At 38.5% G+C, this 22127-nt stretch carries 22 protein-coding genes; 5 read left to right on the forward strand and 17 right to left on the reverse strand.

Annotation, left to right across the window (positions count from 1 at the left end; all coding sequences use genetic code 11):
* The 16 genes from ABI367_RS01825 to ABI367_RS01900 form a co-directional block, all read right to left on the reverse strand.
* A partial coding sequence (locus ABI367_RS01825; RefSeq protein ID WP_462228327.1) for an acyltransferase family protein occupies nt 1-575 on the reverse strand: 575 nt, incomplete at its 3' end.
* Entirely contained in the window at nt 572-1546 is a 975-nt protein-coding gene (locus tag ABI367_RS01830) for a glycosyltransferase family 2 protein (protein ID WP_462228328.1), read from the reverse strand. The genes ABI367_RS01825 and ABI367_RS01830, both read right to left, overlap by 4 nt.
* Nucleotides 1543-2562 (reverse strand): glycosyltransferase family 10 domain-containing protein, encoded by a 1020-nt coding sequence (locus ABI367_RS01835; protein WP_462228329.1) that lies wholly within the window; start codon nt 2560-2562, stop codon nt 1543-1545. The genes ABI367_RS01830 and ABI367_RS01835 overlap by 4 nt, the downstream gene beginning before the upstream one ends.
* A 2-nt stretch (nt 2563-2564) precedes the next feature.
* Nucleotides 2565-3461 carry a glycosyltransferase gene (locus ABI367_RS01840; protein WP_462228330.1) on the reverse strand — a complete coding sequence of 299 codons (897 nt, stop codon included), beginning with the start codon at nt 3459-3461 and terminating at the stop codon, nt 2565-2567.
* A gap of 13 nt (nt 3462-3474) precedes the next feature.
* Nucleotides 3475-4401, reverse strand: coding sequence for a hypothetical protein (locus tag ABI367_RS01845; protein ID WP_462228331.1), 927 nt, complete (start codon nt 4399-4401; stop codon nt 3475-3477).
* Nucleotides 4402-4405: 4 nt separating this feature from the next.
* On the reverse strand, nt 4406-5212 hold the full coding sequence (locus ABI367_RS01850; RefSeq protein ID WP_462228332.1) for an FkbM family methyltransferase: 807 nt from the start codon (nt 5210-5212) through the stop codon (nt 4406-4408).
* Between the two features lie 46 nt (nt 5213-5258).
* On the reverse strand, nt 5259-6017 hold the full coding sequence (locus ABI367_RS01855) for a glycosyltransferase family 2 protein (protein WP_462228333.1): 759 nt from the start codon (nt 6015-6017) through the stop codon (nt 5259-5261).
* On the reverse strand, nt 6007-6672 hold the full coding sequence (locus tag ABI367_RS01860) for a class I SAM-dependent methyltransferase (RefSeq protein WP_462228334.1): 666 nt from the start codon (nt 6670-6672) through the stop codon (nt 6007-6009). The genes ABI367_RS01855 and ABI367_RS01860 overlap by 11 nt, the downstream gene beginning before the upstream one ends.
* Nucleotides 6673-6678: 6 nt before the next feature.
* Nucleotides 6679-7563 carry a glycosyltransferase family 17 protein gene (locus ABI367_RS01865; RefSeq protein WP_462228335.1) on the reverse strand — a complete coding sequence of 295 codons (885 nt, stop codon included), beginning with the start codon at nt 7561-7563 and terminating at the stop codon, nt 6679-6681.
* A gap of 2 nt (nt 7564-7565) precedes the next feature.
* Nucleotides 7566-8837, reverse strand: coding sequence for an ABC transporter ATP-binding protein (locus ABI367_RS01870; RefSeq protein WP_462228336.1), 1272 nt, complete (start codon nt 8835-8837; stop codon nt 7566-7568).
* Nucleotides 8837-9700 (reverse strand): ABC transporter permease, encoded by an 864-nt coding sequence (locus ABI367_RS01875; protein WP_462228337.1) that lies wholly within the window; start codon nt 9698-9700, stop codon nt 8837-8839. The genes ABI367_RS01870 and ABI367_RS01875 overlap by 1 nt, the downstream gene beginning before the upstream one ends.
* On the reverse strand, nt 9684-10811 hold the full coding sequence (locus tag ABI367_RS01880; protein ID WP_462228338.1) for a glycosyltransferase family 4 protein: 1128 nt from the start codon (nt 10809-10811) through the stop codon (nt 9684-9686). The genes ABI367_RS01875 and ABI367_RS01880 overlap by 17 nt, the downstream gene beginning before the upstream one ends.
* Nucleotides 10804-12588 (reverse strand): asparagine synthase (glutamine-hydrolyzing), encoded by a 1785-nt coding sequence (gene asnB, locus ABI367_RS01885; protein WP_462228339.1) that lies wholly within the window; start codon nt 12586-12588, stop codon nt 10804-10806. Before asnB ends, ABI367_RS01880 begins: the two co-directional genes overlap by 8 nt.
* 149 nt (nt 12589-12737) lie before the next feature.
* Nucleotides 12738-13262, reverse strand: coding sequence for a UpxY family transcription antiterminator (locus ABI367_RS01890; protein ID WP_462228340.1), 525 nt, complete (start codon nt 13260-13262; stop codon nt 12738-12740).
* A gap of 15 nt (nt 13263-13277) precedes the next feature.
* A complete protein-coding gene (locus ABI367_RS01895) occupies nt 13278-15692 on the reverse strand; it encodes a GumC family protein (RefSeq protein WP_462228341.1) in 2415 nt (804 codons plus the stop codon).
* Nucleotides 15692-16480, reverse strand: a complete 789-nt coding sequence (locus ABI367_RS01900; RefSeq protein WP_462228342.1) for a polysaccharide biosynthesis/export family protein — start codon at nt 16478-16480, stop codon at nt 15692-15694. The genes ABI367_RS01895 and ABI367_RS01900 overlap by 1 nt, the downstream gene beginning before the upstream one ends.
* Before the next feature lie 87 nt (nt 16481-16567).
* Between ABI367_RS01900 and ABI367_RS01905 the strand changes: the two genes are divergently transcribed.
* From ABI367_RS01905 to ABI367_RS01925, 5 genes are all read left to right on the forward strand, one after another.
* Nucleotides 16568-17314, forward strand: coding sequence for a glycosyltransferase family 2 protein (locus tag ABI367_RS01905; RefSeq protein WP_462228343.1), 747 nt, complete (start codon nt 16568-16570; stop codon nt 17312-17314).
* 64 nt (nt 17315-17378) lie between these two features.
* The gene (locus ABI367_RS01910; RefSeq protein ID WP_462228344.1) at nt 17379-18482 is read left to right on the forward strand and encodes an MraY family glycosyltransferase; all 1104 of its coding nucleotides are present in this window, start codon (nt 17379-17381) and stop codon (nt 18480-18482) included.
* Between the two features lie 92 nt (nt 18483-18574).
* Nucleotides 18575-19573, forward strand: a complete 999-nt coding sequence (gene gap / locus ABI367_RS01915) for a type I glyceraldehyde-3-phosphate dehydrogenase (RefSeq protein WP_462228345.1) — start codon at nt 18575-18577, stop codon at nt 19571-19573.
* Nucleotides 19570-20004 carry a GNAT family N-acetyltransferase gene (locus ABI367_RS01920; RefSeq protein ID WP_462228346.1) on the forward strand — a complete coding sequence of 145 codons (435 nt, stop codon included), beginning with the start codon at nt 19570-19572 and terminating at the stop codon, nt 20002-20004. The genes gap and ABI367_RS01920 overlap by 4 nt, the downstream gene beginning before the upstream one ends.
* A 150-nt stretch (nt 20005-20154) precedes the next feature.
* Nucleotides 20155-21345: a phosphoglycerate kinase gene (locus ABI367_RS01925; protein WP_462228347.1), complete on the forward strand. Its 1191-nt coding sequence runs from the start codon at nt 20155-20157 to the stop codon at nt 21343-21345.
* Between the two features lie 167 nt (nt 21346-21512).
* On the opposite strand, the gene ABI367_RS01930 is transcribed toward ABI367_RS01925, so the two are convergent.
* Nucleotides 21513-22127 (reverse strand): D-alanyl-D-alanine carboxypeptidase (locus ABI367_RS01930; protein WP_462228348.1); only part of this gene is annotated, 615 nt, incomplete at its 5' end.

Genomic DNA, 22127 nt, shown 5'->3' on the forward strand with positions numbered 1-22127 from the left:
AAAAAGTGAACAGGAAAAAAACGACATGCCAACAGTGCGGCTATAAGCAAAGCATAAGTTGCCCAACGTTTTGAGGAAGCAAAAACAACAAATAATAACCCACACAGTATATAAAACTGAAACTCAATAAGTAAGGTATAGTATACCGGCTGGTACCAGACGTAATTAAAATAGCCCGGTAAAAAAAATAAGTGTAGTAAAAACTGTTTTATACTAAAACTAAATGGCAAGCCGGCATACAAAGAACTGAGAGACGATAAGTAATTTAATACCAGAAGCATAATAATTGAAACCAGGTAGGGTGGCTCAATACGTATAGCACGTTTAAGCATGTAACTAAAAAAATTATTGATCTTGTAATTACTGTTATATAATGCCCACGGTATAACAAAACCGCTTATAGCAAAAAATACAGGCACACCTAAATAGCCCAAACCGGCAATTTTTCGCCATAAACTGTCTGTGCCCTGTAAATACTGATTGCTTGTTAAATGAAAAACACATACCAATAGTGCCGCTATGCCGCGTAAATTTTCTATAGCGTATATTTTAGGTTTATGCAGGGCCGAAGTCAATTTTTGCTGATTTTATACAGGTAAAACTGCAATAAGCGGGCTGTTTTCCAACCGAACAATTTTTTAATAAACTCAATAGTTGTACCCCCAAGTACCGGAATGTAATGCGTACCGCCCAGCTCTTTTATTTTTTGGGTGATGTGTTTAACCAGTTTTTTATGAGCCGGATAAGCCTGTACTAATAATGCAGCCATATTTTGAGCAATTACTTTATTAATTGCGTCATGATTATTTGCTTTTTTTAAATGTTCATCAATCAGCAACAGCGAATGGTACTGGCTTTGAAGCGATGCAAGGTCCTTTTTGCCGGATAACGATTTTCCAAGTCCCTTATATTTGCGGTAATAACATAAAGTATCATTAACAGCTATTACACCATTAGCGGCCAGCACCACCCGGCAAAAAAACTCGCCATCATCATTAACTGTTAAGCTTTCATTCCACAGGTTTGCCTTTTTTATTACAGATGCAGGGGTTAGCCAGGCATGAATGGGTACTGTTGTTTTATTCTCCATATCATATATGCTCAATAAAAACTGTAGTTTATCCGCAATGATGGATTGTAGCTGCGTTTGTAAAGGTATAGCTGCAATGTCGGCAGGATTATAAAAATCTGCCATCGGGCAAATAGCCAGCGTGTTGGGTTTATCTATCAACTGTTGTACCTGCCGGGCTATTTTATTAGGCATCAGCAGGTCGTCGGCATCTAAAAATTGAATGTAATCACCTTTTGCTTCCAGCAGACCTTTGTTTCTGGCCGCACTTGCGCCTTTGTTGGGTTGGCTAAATACTTTTATCTGGTCATTAGCAAAACTTTGGGCAATAGCTAATGAGGTATCTGCCGAGCCATCATCTACTATAATGATCTCTTTGTTTACCCACGTTTGGTTAATGGCGCAGGTAATAGTTTCGGCAAGATATTTTTCGGCGTTATAAACCGGGATAATTACAGAAACAAGCGGGTTGTTCATTTAATGCTGTTAAATATTTCCATCCAACGTTGCGCACCCCCTAAATTTTGCGGAACAGTATTATTAACTAACCACGGCTGCTGCAACATTTTAATATAGCCCTCGTCATCTTTATCCAACTCAATAATACGGTTAATTACTTTGGCAAAATCTTCCCTGGTAAATTTGCGCTGCATTTTTATATCCTTGCCAACAGCTTTTATTTTGCGTTTTATTTTATCTGCCGACTTATTATAAAAAGCCGGACGGATGTCCTTAAAATCAAAAAGGGTGTTTTTTTCAAGCCAACTCATTCGGGGAGTATTGGGCTTATTTACAATATCATATACGTTTATAAAGCTGGCGGTATTAAATACTTCGTCAACAAATGGGTCGCCACAATAAACCGGGATGCTGTTGGCCTGCATAGCATCATATAGTTTTTCGGTTTGGTAACCCGGATACACATCATTTTCAAAAGCGAGGGTAAATTTATAGCCGCTCATAAACTGCCGTTTGCGCTGCCAGGCATTGCCGGTATATAAGCCATCAAAACTTTGCATATTGTTCATTGACTTGCCGGGTGCATCAACTTTTTTGTATTGCGATAACTGCTTAAAAAATTCTTCGCGGTAAGGCACTTTATGCGAGTACAAAAAATTGCAGAAGTATTTTTTTTTCGAAAATATTTCCGCTGCGTTATAATCATCGGGTTTTACCAGTAATTGCGGATCAGTGCCGTGCCATTGTATACGCGCATAACGCGGGTTGTTTATTTCCTGCTCGCGGGGTATGCCAAATGCCCATTCGCAAATGGAAAGGTCGGGTTTAATGTTTTCGCAAAAGTAACCAACGCGTATATATGAGCCCGGTACGGGTATATCATTGCCATAAGGGCCAAAAATAATCATATCCGGATTTGTTGATTCTTCAAAATCAAAGGCATCTGCTATTCCGTTTATATCCCAAACTTCTTTTTTAAAAGACTGGAGATTTAAACCGTTTTGAAAATGAAGTTTTATTAAACGTTTTGCCAATGCTATGCTTTTTGTATAAACGTAGTTTGTAAGGAGGCATTTAGCCGGTTTATATAATCGTAATAGTAATTGTAAACCACGGCAAGATCTTCGGGGATTAGCTGCTTATTGTCAGTATTGTTTTTTTGTATGGATGATAGCCTGGTGCCCACCGCTATCTTTATTTTTGACCACATACTGATATCTGAACTATCTCCGGCGTAATCATAAAGTAATTCGCCTTTTTTGCCTTCCTGTGCAATTTTTCTTTTATCTGCTAAGGATGTAATACTCTGCGGATGCATAACACTTAACGCATTATAACCGGTATAATAAGCAATATTGACTTGTAAATAACTTATGCGTAAGGAGTACTCCCAATCCATCATGGTAAATAAAGCGCTGTAAAGCCCTATATAACTTAATGCGCTTTTACGTATCAGCATGTGCACATCGCCAAAGGTAAATGATGGTGCCTGGCCGTTTTTCCAGTTTTCAAATTGCGTAAAACGGCTTTGCTGATTTATGATTTCATGATTATTGATGTCGCTGGTTAAATCATTCGACAGCATCACGTCTACATTGGTATTAAGCAGCATGTAAGCCTTACACTCCCTTATAGCACTGTAGCAAAAAACATCATCATCAATCAGCTTTTTAATAATAATGCCTTTGGCTAATAGCAGGGCCTTGTTCCAGCCGTGTGCCTGATTCTTGTCGGGCTCAGAAATAAACTGGTGTATCTTTCCCTCATTAAAAAGCTGTTGCAGATATTCTTTTGCCCCATCGGTACTTTGGCCATCAACAACAACAATTTCTTCATCGGGCATTAGTTGCGGTATCAGCTCCGCTAATAATATTTTTAAAAACGGCAGCCTGTTGCGGGTTGAGATAATGTATGATAGGTTAATATTGGCCATATACAGTTACTTTTTATGCGCGGCGAAACCAGTACCACATTTTATAAGGGACATGAATAAACAGCGTTACAATAAATGATGAAAGCCAAAGGGGTAAACCCATATCATTTAATTTTAACAAAGCTATTTGCGAATTATATGGATATGAATTAATACTGCTGCCGCCAAAATGTAAAATTATTGGCGAGTAAGCTACCGGATACCAGGGCCTATGTTTGCCCGAAGGTAACGGCGGGTTTTTTAACTGTATGGCACCTGTTAATACGTTTAATGTATCTGGCCTGCTATTGGTAAACAGGTCGGTCATAAATTGTCCGTTATCGGGCATTGGGTGCTGGTGGTTAAGCGTTATGGCTATTGATATCGGAGCTTCTTCGTTTATCCACTTATTGTTAATACGCGAAAATCCGTATTCGTCATATTTTTCGCCTATGGCGCGGGCCTTATCAAACATACGTGTGGTATGTGCCGATTTTTTTAAATAGTATAGGCCGCCGTTATATCTTATCAACTCAGTTAAACCAAAGTGTTGTTTTATAGTTTCGGCCTGTTCATTGCCACACCAGTTTTGGGCAGCAGTAATATTGCCCGCTACAGTTATATCATTATTGCCCGCGGCCTCAAAAACGGGGGCTAAACTGCCATAAACCATACAGTCCGAATCAATAAAAAGCGAATAAGGGGTTTGTAAATACTTGTCAATGTGCAGCTTCATTCCAATACCCAGGGCAACATGCTCTTGGCGGGCCGGTACTATAAAAACATTATTTTTTAATGCCTCAGGTATGGTGAAATTTAAGTTAGATACTATAAATATGCTAATATCATTATGAAGCAATATGGAGCGGGTACAATTAAAAGCAAACTGCACATAACTTTGCTTGTTGGTAGCAAATGTGATAACCGAATAATCGGCAGAGAAGGTATGGCGTTTTTGCAAGTTTTTATTCAGCGTCGTTAGGTATCAGCAAAAAGTTTTCGGTGAATTTACTGTATAGTTCCAAGTCCCTAAGGTCAGTTACTTTTATTAAATTAGGTAACGCATAAAGGGTGTAATTTATTGAATTGCAAAATTCAAATAAATCCTTATTTACTAAATTGAACGGCTTAATATTGGCTTGGTTCCATTCCATTAATATGGATGGCTTGCAGGTGTTTATGCAGTTTTCCGCACTGTTTAATGCTACCAAATCGGCCCCTTCAATATCAATTTTAATAAATGAAACTTGAGGTTTATTGCGGCTTTCCCAAACAGTATCAATAGTGGTACACGCTATTTCTACCGTTCTTTCAAAGGCTATCCGCTTGTTATCATGTATACTATCAAAGGCACCATTTTCGGCACTGGCTAATTGAAAGTTAATTTTGCCTACAAAATTAAACGCCGCCTGGTCAATAATGGTCCATCTATTTTTATAAGGACTGGCAGCATGTGTTTTTTTTAAATAGGGGATGTTATTGGGCGAAGCCTCAATAGCCACCAATGTTATATCCTGATGGCTTTTTAGTATTGGTATAAGCATTATGCCAATATTGGCGCCTACGTCAAAAACTTCGGTATTGGGTTTTACCAGCCGGTCCATGGCTTCAAAGTTTTCAAGCTCAAATATGCCTTCGTGCATGGTCCTATTAAAAATAGCGTTGTTTTTGGGGAAGTAAACCCGTTGGTCGCAATAAATAAAGCTGCCTTTACTGTTCCAGTAAGGTTTAAAAATATTTTGCTTTACCAGATTTTTAATATATTTTATCATGATAATTTAATTGATAATGCGGCAGTACTTATCAGCCTCATATCCGTTAGGCCCACAAACTTTTTAAGTAGTACATTATATATTGAAACCCATAATACAACATTCGTTTAACATATAACAGTATGTTTTTATCCTTCCATTTATACCTGAAATATATGCTGGGGTAATAGGTGTATTTAAGTTTATCAAGTTCATTAAAACCTACCGTTACCTGCGAGGTTAAGTGTGATACACGCGCCTCGGGTACCAGGTAATGTGGTATGTGGTGTGCGGTCATTACCTCAATAAAATCCATATCGGCATACCAGAAATTTATTTTTTCGTCTAAAGGGCCTACCAATTTTAAAGTTTCGCGATTTGTAAAAAAGCAATACCCGGCAAAGTAGCCAAAGTAACCTTCGGTGGGTTCTTTTAATTCAGTAAAGTCCCTATGCTGTAACTCACAAAAGGGACTTAAAACCCAATGTTGGTTATTAATAGTTGAAGCCATTTTTAGCAGCGTGCCGGCCCATCCTTTATGAAATATAAGGTCGTTATTGCAAAGGCATACATAATTGTTATGCGTTGCCTGTATGCCCAGGTTTAAATATTTATTGAAGCCAAACTTTTGATGAGGGTAAATAGTTGTGGTATGCTCAAACTGGTAAGGTTGTAGGGTTTTATTTGATTCAATAACCAATATGTTAAAAGCTATCTCGGCAGCATTTTCAGATGCCAGTAAGGTATCAATTGTTTGGATGGTAAGCGCTTTAAGCTCTTCGTTTTTAGCAAAGCTTAAAATAATGATATCAATATTAATCGGCATTGGTTTGTTTGGTGGCAACTAAAGCAAATTGTGGGTACTTCATATCTTCCTGTGTGTTAAACAGTAAAAAGTTCAGGATATTAAAAAATATAAAGCCCGTATCTTTATTGATACCCTGTATTTTTAAAACCTTATAACCGGCATCTTCAAAAAGTCTTACCATACTTTTGGCCGTAAAAAAGCGCATATGCGTTTTATCCATAACGCCTGAGTTTTGATACCTGAAATCTTTATAACGTAATAATGATAACATTACCGGGTACCAGCGTATATTAGGAATAGAAGCTATAATTTGTCCATCCTTTTTTAATAAGGTACCCGCCAATAAAAGTGCCCCTTCCGGATCGGCTAAATGTTCAAGCACATCATTAAAAAAAATACAATCAAATTTTTGATTGTTCGGGATCTGTATATTTTTATCAAAATCGGCATTAATTACCCCATCTAACTTGCCTTTGGCTTCTAAAGCCGAGGTGTTATCAGGCTCTATCCCCCAAGCTTTGCAGTTATATAGTTCTTTTAACATTAAGCCAAAATTTCCTGTTCCACAACCAATATCTAAAATAGTATCAAGGTTTTGCGGTAAAAATGGCAATAACTCGTTACGGGTATGCTTATAATATGATGGGTCTTTGTCCTTATAAATTTCAATCATTGAATATTAATTTAACCCGTTTAACTTATTTTTTAATAAAGGTTTTAGTTTAAATTTTATAAAATATTTTAAATGATAGAAGTTTAAATAAAATAAAAAGCCAGGTTTTTTATATACATACTTTGTTGTCAAACCTGTTTCATCTAAAGCATCAAGCAACTTTTGAGGAAACTCTTTGGATATATCTGTAATTGTATAAACAGAGTTTCTTTCTAAAAAATCTACACCTAAACTTAAGCAGGTTTTTATTCGTTCGGTATTTAAAAAATAAGGAGTGTTATATTCCTGGTGCGAAAAGCTTTTCAATTTACTTTGATACAATGCTATATCATAACCAAACATATAGCTAAAATGCCAGCCCAGTGTTTCATCATCAGTTAACACAACCGAATTTAGTTGAAAGTATATTTCCCGGTCGCCAATATTAATATCCTTTATAAAACTATAGGGGGTTATTAAGGTCCAGCGCCATTTTACATCAGTTTTAAGATTAAGGAAATAATAAAACAGTTGCATTTTAATAATGGTGGGTTTATTGATGCTGTAATTACCGGTTAAATGATCCATGTTAATAAATTCATCATTATCGCCTATTATGATCAGATCATCATCTTTGCAATTTTTTAACCCGGTTTTTAAATAATTACGTTGAAAAAATTCAGTCCCCCAAGCGTTTAAGCCATCGGCCGGAGGTATAAGTACATGTGTTATCTTATCCTTAAATTGGCTAAACTTGCTGATATTGTTTAAAAAATACAAGGGCTTTTCTAAGCCAGAATGGGTTTGTGTACTCTCGCCAATCACAAAATAATCAACATATTTTGACATATAGGTTAACCTTAGCAGCAACATGTCTAACTCATCATTAAATAAAAAACAATCGTATACCATGGTTATATTATGTTTTTTTTCCAGGTTGATGGTGTAAACACTTTTACATGCCCCGGGAAACTGCCGCGTTTTATTTTTTCGCTTTCAATCAAATCAAAACTCAGGCAGCTTTCTAACTGGTCGTATAGGTCATTGTCCCAAACCAATGCAAGGTCAAGAGTATAGGTGTCGGGCGTAAAAAATATTTCGTTCGTTGTTATAACATATTCGGCAGTTTCGCCTTTATCGCCGCTTATTGCAAATTCATCGTCAAAATTTGTAAGGTGAGTAAACAGTTCATCAAAATTATTTTTGATGTTGATGCCTATTTCGGCCCGAGTTGTTTTTTCATTAAACAGCACTTTAATTTTTATGATTATACCATCACCCATAAAAAACTCAAACCGTGGTTTACCCTCTACATCATATAAACCGATATCTAAAAATTCTATTTTCCGGTTTCCCTTTCTTTTTACCCAGTTTATGCTGTTGGTGTTTTGCTTTTTTGCAGAGTCGAGATACTTATTAATAACCGTTGCTGTTTTGCCTGTTTCTACAATCTGCCCGTTTTTAAGTAAAATAGAATGGTTGCACAGGCTTTTTATAGCCCCCATATTATGGCTAACAAACAATAGGGTACGGCCATCGCCCTTACTCATATCATCCATTTTGCCGAGACATTTTTTTTGAAATTCGGCATCGCCTACGGCTAATACTTCATCAATTATCAATATTTCTGATTCCAGGTGCGCTGCTACCGCAAACGCTAGGCGCACGTACATACCCGATGAATAACGTTTTACCGGGGTATCTATATAGCGTTCGATGCCTGAAAAATCTACAATTTCATCAAACTTGCGCTTTATCTCGTTTTTGCGCATACCTAATATGGCCCCGTTCAAGTATATGTTTTCGCGCCCGCTTAATTCCGGGTGAAATCCGGTGCCTACTTCCAGTAAGCTGGCTATTCGTCCTTTTATTTTTACCGACCCTGTAGTAGGCGAGGTTACTCGGCTTAAAATTTTAAGCAGGGTGCTTTTGCCCGCGCCGTTGCGACCTATTATGCCTACTGAGTCGCCTTGCTCAATATCAAAATTCAAATCTTTTAAACTCCAAACCACATCACTTTCGCCTTTAATGGCATAATCGTTTATTTCGCCAATTTTAAGGTATGGATCTTCCTTGCCGCGTATACGCGCCCAGGTACGTTCCAGATCGCGCGAAATGGTGCCGGTTCCAAAATTGCCCAACTGATAGGCTTTTGACAGATTTTCTACTTTAATAACTTTAGCCATTAAACGGTATCAATAAAATTCTTTTCAACGCGGTTAAAAATAATTATCCCTATAAATAAAATTATAGCGGTTATTGCACCGCTATATCCAAGCATGGCCCAGCTAAAATGTCCCTTGCCGGTAAAGCCATATCTAAAAGTTTCTATCACCGCGGTAACGGGATTAAATTTAATTATCCAGCTAAAAGTGGGGTATTTTGCTATAGCCTCTGATAATGGATAAATTACTGTGGTAGTGTACATTAACAGTGGTATGCCAAATGTTACCACAAAAGCAAGATCGCGGTATTTAGTGGTAACGGCTGATATGATCATGCCCAAACCCAAACCCAATGCGGCAATTAAAATAATTAACACCGGGAAAAGCAATATGTACATATTAGGATATATGGGTGCGCTTTTAAAGCCGTAAATAATCAGCAATAACATAAATAGTAAAAACTGTACACCAAACCTAATCAGGTTTGACAGTACAATACTTATAGGCATTATTAAACGTGGGAAATAAACCTTACCCAATATGGCCGCGTTGTCTTTAAAAACAGTTGATGTTTTGGTAAGACAATCAGAAAAATAGTTCCAGATAATAGTGCCGGCCAGGTAAAAAATAGGGCCGGGTATGCCATCGGTACTTATTTGGGCCAGGTTATTAAAAATGAGGTTATAAATTAAGATGGTTATTATGGGCTGTACAAAAAACCAAATAGGCCCAAGTATGGTTTGTTTGTAAAATGATACAAAATCGCGCCTTACCAGTAATAATAACAGGTCGCGGTATTGCCAAACATCTTTAAGGCCCAACCCGAACGCTTTGTTTTGCGATGTAATCTCTATATCCCAGTAGTCTTCAGTGGGCAAACTCATTGTTTAATAGTTGTTGTAAATTTTTTATATAATCTGCTTCGTTAAAGTATGCCAGGCAATTGTGTTGCAGCTTTTTACGCGCTGGTAGTGTTAATGGTTTTAATAAGCACTGTGTTATAGCATTTTCAAGCTCATACAAATTATCCGGATTTACTGATGTGCCCAACTCTCCGTTTTTTATAGCATCAAGACTGCCGTCAATATTACCGCATATAACCGGCAGGCCGCAAGCCATGGCCTCAATAAATACTATCCCAAAACCTTCGTTTCGGCTAGGCAACACAAATACATCAGCTAATAAAAAATAATCAGTAAGCTCGGTTTCGTTAATAAAACCGCTTAAAATTACGTGTTTGTCAACATTATTGTCGTGTATCAATTTTTTAACCCGCGCTTCTTCCCGGGTATCTGCCGCACCGGCAATAATATATGTTATAGCCGGAAAGGTATGTTTTAATTTACTAACGGCTTTTATTACCTGTTCATAACCTTTATACTGTTCGGCAGCACTTAACCGGGTAAGGGTAAAAAGTATAGGAACATTGGCCGATAAGCCATATTTATTTAACAAATGTGCGGGTTTTTCAAAAGCTGCCGGTAGTGACATAAAGGGATCAACCACGTTGTTTAGTACTACACATTTATTGGCAATAATACCGTGCCTTTTTACAATTTCATTTTTAGTAAAGTTGCTTACGCAAATTATTTTATCGCAGTTTTTTAACAGGTTTATTTTAACAAACGATAATTTGCGCCAAACTTCAATGCCATGAGCCACCAACCATATTTTGCATTTTGGATTAATAAGCTTTATAATGCTGCCTGCAAGTGCAAGGTTAATATGGCTCAATATAACCACATCAAACTTTACCGCGCTAAGCATGGCTTTTTTTATAAATTTTAAGCGGCTGCCAAACCCTTTAAAGTTTTTTTGAGGTAAATACCGCAAGTCCAAATCACCGGCTTTATCATAGGCCGACCATAGCTTAAAATCCCAGCCGTTATTCACAGCTGCAGTACTTAATGCATGGGCCAGCGTGCGTGTCATTTTTTGTATGCCACCTGTTGAGCTAAAAGTTTGCAGCGTAAAAAGTATTATTTTTTTAGCCATGCAACTGTAACTGGTAAAGGGTAAAGGCTTTTGACCAATGTAACTCGTTGTTTTTAAATTTTTTGATGATGTTTTTTGCCGCAATGTTTTTATAAACGTCTTCGTTGCTTATTTCCGGGTGCTGCTTCATCCATTGCTGTAGCGGAAATGTAAAGCCCATTTTGGGCCGGTTCCAAATAGCAGCGGGGAGCATATCCGTAAAACTATCGATCAGTAATTTTTTAGGCTGATGGTTATCAAACCTTATTGCCGGCGAAATGCTTTGTACTGCCTGAATAAATTTTTCGTCCAAAAACGGTACGCGTACCTCAAGGCCATGACTCATGCTCATTACATCTGTATCTCGCAGTAGTTGATTTTGCATGTAAAGGTTGGTTTCAAACCACGATGCCTGGTCTTTATTGTATTTTTTTACGGGATAGTTATTAGCCTCGTTAAATAATATATGCTCAACCTGTACAGTATCAGTATTTAAAATTTTGGCAATATCATCAGGTGTAAAAAGGCCACGTAACAAAAGGTAATCGGCCAGGTAATGGTTATGCGCCAGGTAAGCTATTTTTTTGTACTTGTCCTTTTTAAAATACCTGGCGGCATTAAGCAAGGCTATAGGTAATTTGCGCAACAAATTAATATGTTTAATGCGGTTAAAAGATGGGTACCCGCCAAAAAGCTCATCAGCCCCAACGCCCGATAAAACTGCTTTTAACCCATCCTCATGTGCATATTTGCTAATAAACCATGAGTTTATGCCATCAGTAGTAGGCATATCCATGTCGCCTATAATTTGAGACAGATGATTATTAAAGTCACGCTGCTTTACCAGGTGCGCAAATTTTTCGCCGGTTATTTTATCAGCAACCAGGTTTTGGTAAGCGCGCTCGTCATAAGCTTTCTCATCAAAAAAAATGGATATGGTTTTAAGGTCCCGCTGGTTCTGGGCGGCCAATAAAGTTAATATGCTCGAGTCAATGCCACCACTTAAAAAAACACCCAGCGGTGCATCAGCCATTAACTGCCTGCTTACCGCTTGTTTTAAGCTATTATGTATATATTCTTTAGCCTCGCGCTCATTAACAATTGTATTAAGTGCGGGCTGTACTACATAGCAATTAATAATATGGCTGCCAGTTCTATTATCCCAGCATAAAAAATGTCCTTTAGGTAGGTTAAATACATTTCTTAAAGCGGTATAAGGCTCAGGTATGTACCCATAGGCCAAAAACCTAACCTGCCAGTTCTCATTGGGTTGTGTAGCTATGCCGGCCAATTTTAAAGCCTTTGTTTCTGAGGCGAAGCTAAGACTGTTATTGGCCGTACAGTAGTATAAAGGTTTAATGCCGCTACTATCGCGTACCAGGTAGGTTATTTCCTTTTCAATATCATACAGCGCGAAGGCAAACATGCCCTGTAGTTTATTAAAACAGGCGTTACCCCAATATAAGTAGGCTAATAATATAACCTCGGTATCTGTATTTGAGTGAAACCTGGCCCCGGCCTTTAGCAGTTGCTCTTTTAAATCGAGGTAATTGTAAATTTCGCCGTTAAAAGATATCCATGCTTTTTTGTCAATATCGGCCATAGGCTGGTGGCCATTGGCACTAAGGTCAATAATAGAAAGCCTGCGATGACCAAAGCAAAGCCGTTCATCGTCATTGGTATATATTCCGCCGTCATCCGGGCCGCCATGCCGCAACGCGTTGCACATGATGCCTACTTTTTCGCGAAGTTCATCCGGCGGTAATTGGTTAGAAATAATTCCTGCTATGCGGCACATTTTAATAGGTTTACATGGCTTCGCCACGTAAGTCACAAGTTATTCTTGTAACTTATTATTTATCAGCATCTTAAATTAAAACATGCCAATGTGTAATTAATATCATATCAAAATAAGCTAAAAATGTTAATTAATTACATAATTTGTAATTATAAACGGTTTATTAATGATGCTGCAACATGCACTAAAATAGATAGGCCCATGTTCTCTAACCGCAATACCAGTTGTTTTTGCGAACGGTATGATATTATCTCGCCCATAATGCCTTTTAAGGGCCCGGCTTTGATCACTATTTTTTCGCCGGGTTGCAGGTTTTCTTCGGTTATTTCAAGTTGGTAAGGGCCGGCCATTAATAATTTAAGCTCTTCAATTTGAGTGGAGGGCATACAAGCTATTTTGCCCGAAAAATATATAAAGCGGGCAATACCTTTGGTCATGAGCACTTCCATTTGCTCATGCTCGGTTATGTAAACAAACAGGTACGATTTTATAAAAGGTTCTTCAACCCATTTTTTGCGATCGCTCCATTGTTTTAGTTGCCTGTTAAGTGGCATGTAGGTTTCAATGCCCTTTTTTAGCAGGGCCTGGCAGGCTTTTTTTTCGGCACGGGCGTGGGTATAAACCGGGTACCATTTACGTGTTGCTGTATTTGCAGCTAATGCAGCTAAAGCCATATTTAATAAAAGGAGTTATTTGAACCAACCTCTTATATCCCACCATTTCTTTTTATCCGAATCTATATAATAGCCCGAACTTTCGTACCCAACATAGTCTGAATAGTAGTATCCGCCGCCATGGCTGTCTCCGCTAAATTTGGTGGTATAAAACCTGCTGTGCAGTAAATCTTCTTCAAACGCGTTAAGCACTATAACGCTGTTGCTTAACTGGTATTCATGTGATACGCGCTGAGGTATGGTTGCCGCATAGAATTTAGATTTACCCGACCGTATAACAAATACGTTGATATCGCTTGACCGTATTAATGGTATCGAGTCTGATACCAGGCCAACAGGCGCGGTATCTATCATAACAATATCATAGGTGCGTTTTAATACATCAATTAAATAGGTCATCCTGTCGGTATGCAATAACTCCGATGGGTTTGGGGGTACCGGCCCTGAAGGTATAAAATCCAGGTTGCTTTGGTTGGTAGGAATTATGATCTCATCAATAGTATTCTGGTTAGCCAAAAAGTTACTCAAACCAACATCATTAGGCACATGGAAGGTTTTGTGTAGTTTTGAACGGCGCAAGTCGGCAGCTATTAATATTATTTTTTTATCAATTAATGCCAACGTACTGGCCAGGTTAACGGCTACAAATGATTTGCCTTCACCTGCTACTTCTGATGTAACACATATAACTTTTTGCAATTTTTCTGCCGCCAAAAAACTCAGGTTTGTACGTACCGAACGTACCGACTCGGCAAATATAGATTTGGGCTGACTAAGTACCAGTATCTCTGAACTGTTTTCGTCCAGTTTTTGCGGAAATTTACGTATAACCCCAATAATTGGTGTGGTTGTAAGGCTTTCAATGGTTTCCTTATCATATATATACGGATTTAATACTCTTATCAGCACTATCATCCCTATACCTATTAACAGGCCCATTACTATACCGGTGCGGTGTATTTCTTGTACGTTGGGCGAAACAGGGCCAAAGTTGGCCTGTGCCTGCTCAATAATTGTTGCGCCGGGAAGTATTGACGAACGGCTTATTTGCGCGTCGAGATCCTTCTCAGATAAAAAGTTGTATACTTTTTCGTTGATCTCAAAATCGCGGTTAAGGCTAACCAGCTGACGCTCGGCGTCAGGGAAGGATGCTATTTTTTGATTTACCTGTTCCAGTTGCGCGTTAAGATCGTCTATTTTTTTCTGCGTGCTTGTAGTAGCCAAATTAACGTTGGCCATAATGTCAGTTTTTATCTGTGCAATCTGGCGGTTAATGTCGGCAATTTGCGAGGCTGTGCTTATGTATATTTTTAATAACGAGTTTCTTTGGGCATAAAGCGCATTTAAATTAGTTATCAACGTGCTCATTAATTGTTGGCTGGCACCTTCGACACTATAATTAAGGCTTATGTTATCCTTCTCATTAATAAGCTGCCGTTTAAAAACCTGGATGCTATTTAATTGCATTTTTAATGCATCGCGCTGTAATTCAATAGCGTTAGCTTTATTTACTGCAGCTTGGGCCGAAGACGCAACATCCATTATTTGCGATGATTTTTTAAAATCGCCTATTGCGGTTTCTGATTGCTTTACTTTGTTTGTTATGGTATCTAACGTTTGATCAATATAGTGAATAATTCTTGTAGCTGATTGTTGTTTGTGTACACGATCAGACTTTAAATATTCATTCATTATCGCGTTCAGTACATCAGCGGCGAATTGCGGGTTTGAGTCCGTTTCTTGTAAGGAGATAATATTTGAATTTTTTATCAATTCGTTAACCTGGAGCCCACCTTTGGCGCGGCCAACAAAATCATCAGGCGTATTAAATTTAAATAAAAGCACAGCGTTTTTATTTATTTCGCCAGGGTAACTTATGCTAAATGTTGTTGGCCCAATATTTATCGGGTTGTTATAGGTAAATACGTTTTTTACCAGGCTCCCGTTATCTTGATAAGATAAACTATAAGTGCGGGCATCTATAGGCTTGTATGTAATAAGCTGATTGTAAAAGTTTAAGCTGTCAAATTTCAGCAGTTTTATAGTAAGTGGTTTTTTGGGATATATTTCTCTGGTACGCACCCGCCCTTCAACATAAAAACTTATCTGGTAGTCAAGGTCTTTAATGGCGTTACGTATAAGGGCGGCGTTTTGTAAAACAAATATTTCGCTTTGTGTTTTTGATGGCCCCTTGTCTGAATTCATTACATTCACCAGGTCAGAAATATCTGATTTTTTTTCCTCAAACTTCATCGTGGCTGATGTAGCAAAGGTTTCGGGGGTGTACCATAAATAGGTTTCGGCCACTAACATGCATACTATAACCGAAAGTGCAATCCAGTACCAGCGGCTGATAAGTATTTTACCAATCTTAAAATAGTCAAATTCCTGGTTTGGTAAATTTTTATGTATTTTATCAGCTTCTTCCATTACTTTTTGGTAATTGTAAGGATAAGTAATACAGCACTGATAACTATCAATACCGGTTGAATTATACTAGTGAAATTTTGAAGCGCATCTGTTCTAACAGTACGGTCGTTTTGCATAACATAAACCACATCGCCATTTTGTAGTATGGCACGCGGATCTGTTATGCTTTTTATATCACCCCAATCAATATTTATCCTGGTAGGGTTTGGTCCTGTTCCGCGAATGATTTGTATATGTCTTTCATCGGCTTTTTCGGTAAGTCCGCCGGCAGCGCCCAATATATCAACAAGGGTGGTCCTGTCTTTGGTTAAAGGGAAAGCCCCCGGTGTTTTAACTTCGCCAAATACGTTTACTTTAAGATTAATTATCTTAAGCTCTATCAATGGGGCCACTAAAAAGGTGTCTTTATAAAGCTGTTGAACCTTATTCAAGGCTTCTATCCTGGTAAGGCCTTCAACCTTTACCCGGCCAAGCCCGGTTAATGCTACTGTTCCGTCCTCTTCTACCTCGAAAGTTTCCTGGGGTGTAGCAACAGCGCCTGAGTTTGATTGGTTTGCGTTAGCCGCTGTTAAATCAACTATGGCCTTACTGTTTTGCAGATTTCTAATCTGTAAAATATCCTGGGGCTGAATACGATAATTAATTATATTTGTTAGATTTCTTTTAGCTAATATACTGTCGGGAATTGAACCTCTTTTTTCAAAAAGTATTTGATTTTGTTTATAAGCGCACGAACTTAAAATCAATAATGATACTAAAATTAAGTACGTAATGTGTAAAAACCGCATATATATAAAGATGCTTAAATGTAATATTCTTCCGCGCAAATCCAAAACTACATATTTTGTTGTTGCTAAATTAATCTATTTTTAGAAGTGTCCAACTTAAAAATATCTTTAATAACAGTTGTTTATAACTCAGCAAGTACTATTAAGCGGTGTATTGAGTCTGTGATAGCACAAAATTATCCAAATATTGAGTATATAATAATTGATGGCGGCTCTACCGACGGTACTTTACAGATAATTGAACAATACCTACCGCACATCAAATTTTTTTTATCAGAAGCTGATGGCGGCATTTATGATGCTATGAACAAAGGGATCAAAGCCGCTACAGGAAACATTATAGGCACACTAAACTCCGACGATTTTTTTGCAGATAATGACGTACTTAGCTGTATAAGCCAGGCTTTTGTACAGCACGACCCCGATGTAGTGTATGGAAATTTAGATTATATAGATCTGAAAGGAAATATTAAACGTATATGGAAAGCGGGCCGATATGTAAATAATCGTTTTAATTGGGGCTGGATGCCGCCGCATCCAACATTTTATTGTAAAAGGGAACTGTTTGAAAAGTTTGGGGCATATAATTTGCAATATGGTACCGCGGCAGATTATGAGTTGATGGTTAGGTTTATACATCAAAATAAAGTAAGTATATATTATTTAAACAAAACCATCGTTAAAATGAGTATAGGCGGGGTAAGTAATAAAGCCTACCGTAATAGGTATAATGCGTGGGTAAATGATTATAAAGCGATGAGGAAAAATGGGGTTATTTTTCCATCGCTGGCGATAGTTTTAAAGCCGTTAAGGAAAATTGTTCAATATTTTTAATATATTGTAACTAAATTATTATCAGGCTCGTATTAGTTTATAGTTAGGCTTTAAATTACAATATATGTCCGAGTTTTTAAATACCCATTATTATGTATATTATGTATTTATAATATGCTTTTCGGCATTTATAACTTACATTATCATACCTTCTATATTACATGTTGCCCGTGCCAGGCACTTGTATGATGATTTGGGCCATTTCAGGAAACAGCATGACCAGGGCATACCCCGTTTGGGCGGTGTAGCTATTTTTGTAAGCTTTAATCTTACTATACTGGTTTGTAGTGTTATAAATCAATCAGTCCCTACAAGTTACCTGCTTATCGCATCAATTATCTTATTTGCAACAGGGTTAAAGGATGATCTTTCAGGGGTTAATTCAAGTACAAAATTTTTAATACAATTTATAATAAGCTTAATACTGGTAATAATGGGCGATATACGCTTAACCAGCATGTACGGCATATTCGGTGTTTTTGAATTGCCATATATAGCAAGCATAATAATTTCTATACTGGTTATTATGTTACTGATCAATGCCTTTAATTTAATTGATGGCATTGACGGTTTGGCTGCTTTAACAGGTATTACGGTAAATGTTACCTTCGCCATTTCATTTATCTATATAAAAGAGTACGAACTGGCTATGGTAGCATTAGCTATAACAGGAGCTATTTTAGGCTTTTTAAAATATAATATTACCCCTGCTAAAATATTTATGGGCGATACCGGCTCATTGCTAATAGGTTTAATATCAGCCGTACTAGCCTTAAAATTTATTGAATTAAATAAAGTTGGTAATAACAGGTTTCCGGAAATTTATTCGGCCCCGGCCGTTGCAGTAGCCATATTAATAGGGCCTATATTTGATACCCTGCGTGTGTTTTTTATACGCGCAATTAACGGCATTCCACCTTTCACTGCTGATCGTAACCACATCCATCACCGCTTGTTAAAATTGGGGCTAACCCACCTGCAAGCCACATTGATATTGGGTGGCTTTAATATTTTAGCTGTAATAACTGTGCTATCATTTAACAGCTATGGTAACTACGTATTAATCATGTTTATTTTTGGGGTTTGTTTACTAGCTAACTGGGGACTAACATTTACATTACGCTCAAAAGAACGCCATAGTTTAGCTTTGCGCAACCTGTTTGTTTAAACCGGTAAATAGTAATCTATACCTCATAATACCGGTAAGTATACCATTCCCCTTTTACTTTTAGTAAATTTGCACCTTGTAATTAATACTTTATGAGGATAGCAATAAATGGTTTCGGGCGCATAGGCCGCATTTTTTTAAGGAGTATTTTAGAAAAACCAGCTATACAGGTTGTTGCTATTAATGACCTTACAGATACCGCTACGCTTGCACATTTATTTAAGTACGACTCTGTGCACGGCGGTTTTAAAGGCAGGGTTGATTTTGACCATGATAACCTTTATATAAACGGAAAGCCTGTAAAAGTTTTTGCAGAACCTAACCCCGCAACTTTGCCTTGGGAGGTATTGAATATTGATTTGGTTATTGAATCAACCGGTAAATTTGCTTCTAAGCAAGGGGCCGGGCAACACTTGGCAGCAGGTGCCAAACAAGTTATAATTTCGGCCCCATCAACTGATAAAAATATACCTACCGTTGTGCTGGGTGTTAACGATGGTATGGTTGACCTGCATTCGCCTATATTATCAAACGCCTCATGTACTACCAATAATGTTGCCGCCATGGTAAAAATAATGGACGATAACTGGGGCATTGTAAATGGCTACATAACTACCGTACACTCCATGACCGGCGACCAAAGTCTGCACGATGCACCGCATAAAGATTTGCGCAGAGCAAGAGCCGCATCAGCTTCTATAATTCCTACCACTACCGGGGCGGCCAAGGCTATAACCGCCATATTTCCGCATTTGGATGGCAAATTGGGTGGCGCGGGTATACGTGTGCCGGTTTTAAATGGCTCGTTAACTGATTTTACCTGTATCTTAAAAAACAAGCCAACGGTTGAGGCGATAAATCTTGCTTTTAAAAAAGCCGCTAACGGCACCATGCAAAATGTGTTGGAATATACCGAGGACCCTATTGTATCCGTAGATATAATTGATAATACTCATAGCTGTATATTTGATGCCCGGTTAACCTCCATAGTAGGCGATCTGGTAAAAGTTGTTGGCTGGTATGATAACGAGGTTGGTTATTCAAGCCGCCTTGCCGATCTGGTTGAAAAAATAAGTCTGCTTAAACAATGATAAAATTTATTGCCCTTGAAGATCTGCTGCCCATACGCAACCAAGTGTTGCGGGAGGGCCGGTTAACCCCTGATGAGTGTCGTTTCCCATCAGATACGCTGGATAGTATTTTTCATTTAGGCTATTATGTGGGCGATGAACTGGCAACCATAGCTTCCTTTCATCAAAACGGTTATGGCGATTTTGAAGGCTTGGGTTACCAGTTGCGTGGCATGGCCACTATTGAAAAATACAGGGGGATGGGTTTCGGCAACCAGTTACTCAACTTTGCCATAGTATACCTGCGCGGGCAAAAAGTAAATTACCTATGGTGCAACGCGCGTAAAGTTGCTTTGCAGTTTTATCATAATACAGGCTTCGAAATTATATCTGATGAGTTTGAAGTGCCGGGCATCGGTCCGCATCATGTAATGTATGTTAAGATACAATAGCCTCACCTAAATCCTCTCCAAAGGAGAGGACTTTATTAGCTCTCTCACCTTTGGAGAGGACCGGGATGAGGCTTTTTTCATTTTTAAAGTCAAAATTTAGAATAATTTGCTCAATTTGGCGGCTGGATTACTACACGCTACACAAACATTATGAAAACTATAGATCAGTTTAATTTTTCGGGAAAAAAAGCATTAATAAGGGTTGATTTTAATGTGCCCCTTGATGACGATTATAACATTACCGATGATAACCGTATTACCGCCGCGCTACCTACCATCAAAAAGATTTTAGAAGATGGCGGCTCGGTTATATTAATGTCGCACCTGGGCCGGCCGAAGGATGGACCGACTGATAAATATTCATTAAAGCATGTGGTAAAACATTTGGGCGATCTGTTGGGTCAGCCGGTTGAGTTTGCTAATGATTGTATTGGCGACGAAGCTATAAACAAATCAAAAGCGTTAAAAGATGGACAGGTGTTATTATTAGAGAACCTGCGTTTTTATAAGGAAGAAGAAAAAGGCGATAAAGATTTTGCCGAAAAATTATCAAAATTAGGCGATATATATGTGAATGATGCCTTTGGTACCGCTCACCGTGCACATGCTTCAACCGCCGTTATCGCGCAGTTTTTCCCTAACGCCAAATATTTTGGTTATGTAATGGCCGCCGAGATTGCCAACGCCGAAAAAATATTGAACCATGCCGAAAAGCCTTTTACCGCAATTATGGGTGGCTCGAAGGTGTCGGACAAAATACAACTGATAGAAAAACTATTGGATAAGGTTGATAACCTGATAATAGGCGGCGGTATGGCCTATACTTTTGCCAAGGCTGATGGCGGCTCAATAGGTACATCGCTGGTTGAAATTGATAAACTGGATCTTGCTTTGGATATTGTTAAAAAAGCAAAAGAAAAAGGTGTTAAATTGTATTTACCGGTTGATAATGTGATTGCCGATGCATTCTCCAACGATGCCAATACCAACACCGCCAAAACCGGACAAATACCCGATGGCTGGATGGGCCTGGATATTGGCCCGGAAACCGTTGCGATATTCAGCAAGGTGGTAGCAGAATCAAAAACCATATTATGGAACGGCCCGATGGGTGTTTTTGAAATGGAAAAATTCCTGATAGGTACTAAAGCCATTGCCAACGCGGTGGTTGAAGCTACTAAAAAAGGCGCTTTCTCACTAATAGGTGGCGGCGACTCGGCAGCGGCAGTATCAAAATTTAACCTGACTGACGATGTTAGCTATGTATCAACAGGTGGCGGCGCGCTGTTGGAGTATATGGAGGGGAAAGAATTGCCGGGGGTGAAAGCTATAAATGAGTAATATCAAAAATATAACATACTGTAGAAGCAACCTCAAAAGGGTTGCTTTTTTATTATAACTCCCAAGCGTCATTGAGGTACGAGTGTGGCAATCTCTACACGCCAGATAGCGACCTGTCAATGCAGAGATCGCCACGCTACGCTCGCGATGACGGTCAGAACAAATTATTATTTCATCTCATCCAAAACCCTAAACATCTTATCCTTAATAGCACGCGTAGAGCCATTGTAGTTACTTACAATAATGGAGAAGCATAACTGCCTGCCATTATTGGTTTGGTAACCTGCGTAGGCTTGTACATTGTGGATGCTGCCGCTTTTCATGCGCATATCATTATAAACGGGCAGACTCTCATAAAAATCATTATACCAGTTTTCTTTTTTGGCTGATTGTAATATGGATGCGATAGTTGTTGTAGTTATTTTATCAGCAGGGGATAAGCCGCAGCCGTCAGCAATATCCATTGAATTCGGGTCGATTCCACGGGCTTTCCAAAAGGTATGCAAGGCATCAATGCCATTAGGTGTGGTAGCTTCCTTGCCCGATTTTAGGGCGATGGCTTTTAATAGTTCCTCAGCATATAGGTTAATGCTTTTGCGGTTGGTCCAGTAAACCATTTGGGCCAAACTTGGCGAAGTTATAGTAGCTAAATTTGTAGCGATACCCGGCGTTGGCAATGATTTGCCTGCTAAAGTTAAGGTTGATTCCGGCTCGCCGGAAATTATGAAGCCCAGCCGTTTTAAAGTGTCAGCTAATCTATAGGCCGCATCAAAGGCCGGGTC

It is taken from the genome of Mucilaginibacter sp. (assembly GCF_039935595.1).
GTDB lineage: Bacteria > Bacteroidota > Bacteroidia > Sphingobacteriales > Sphingobacteriaceae > Mucilaginibacter.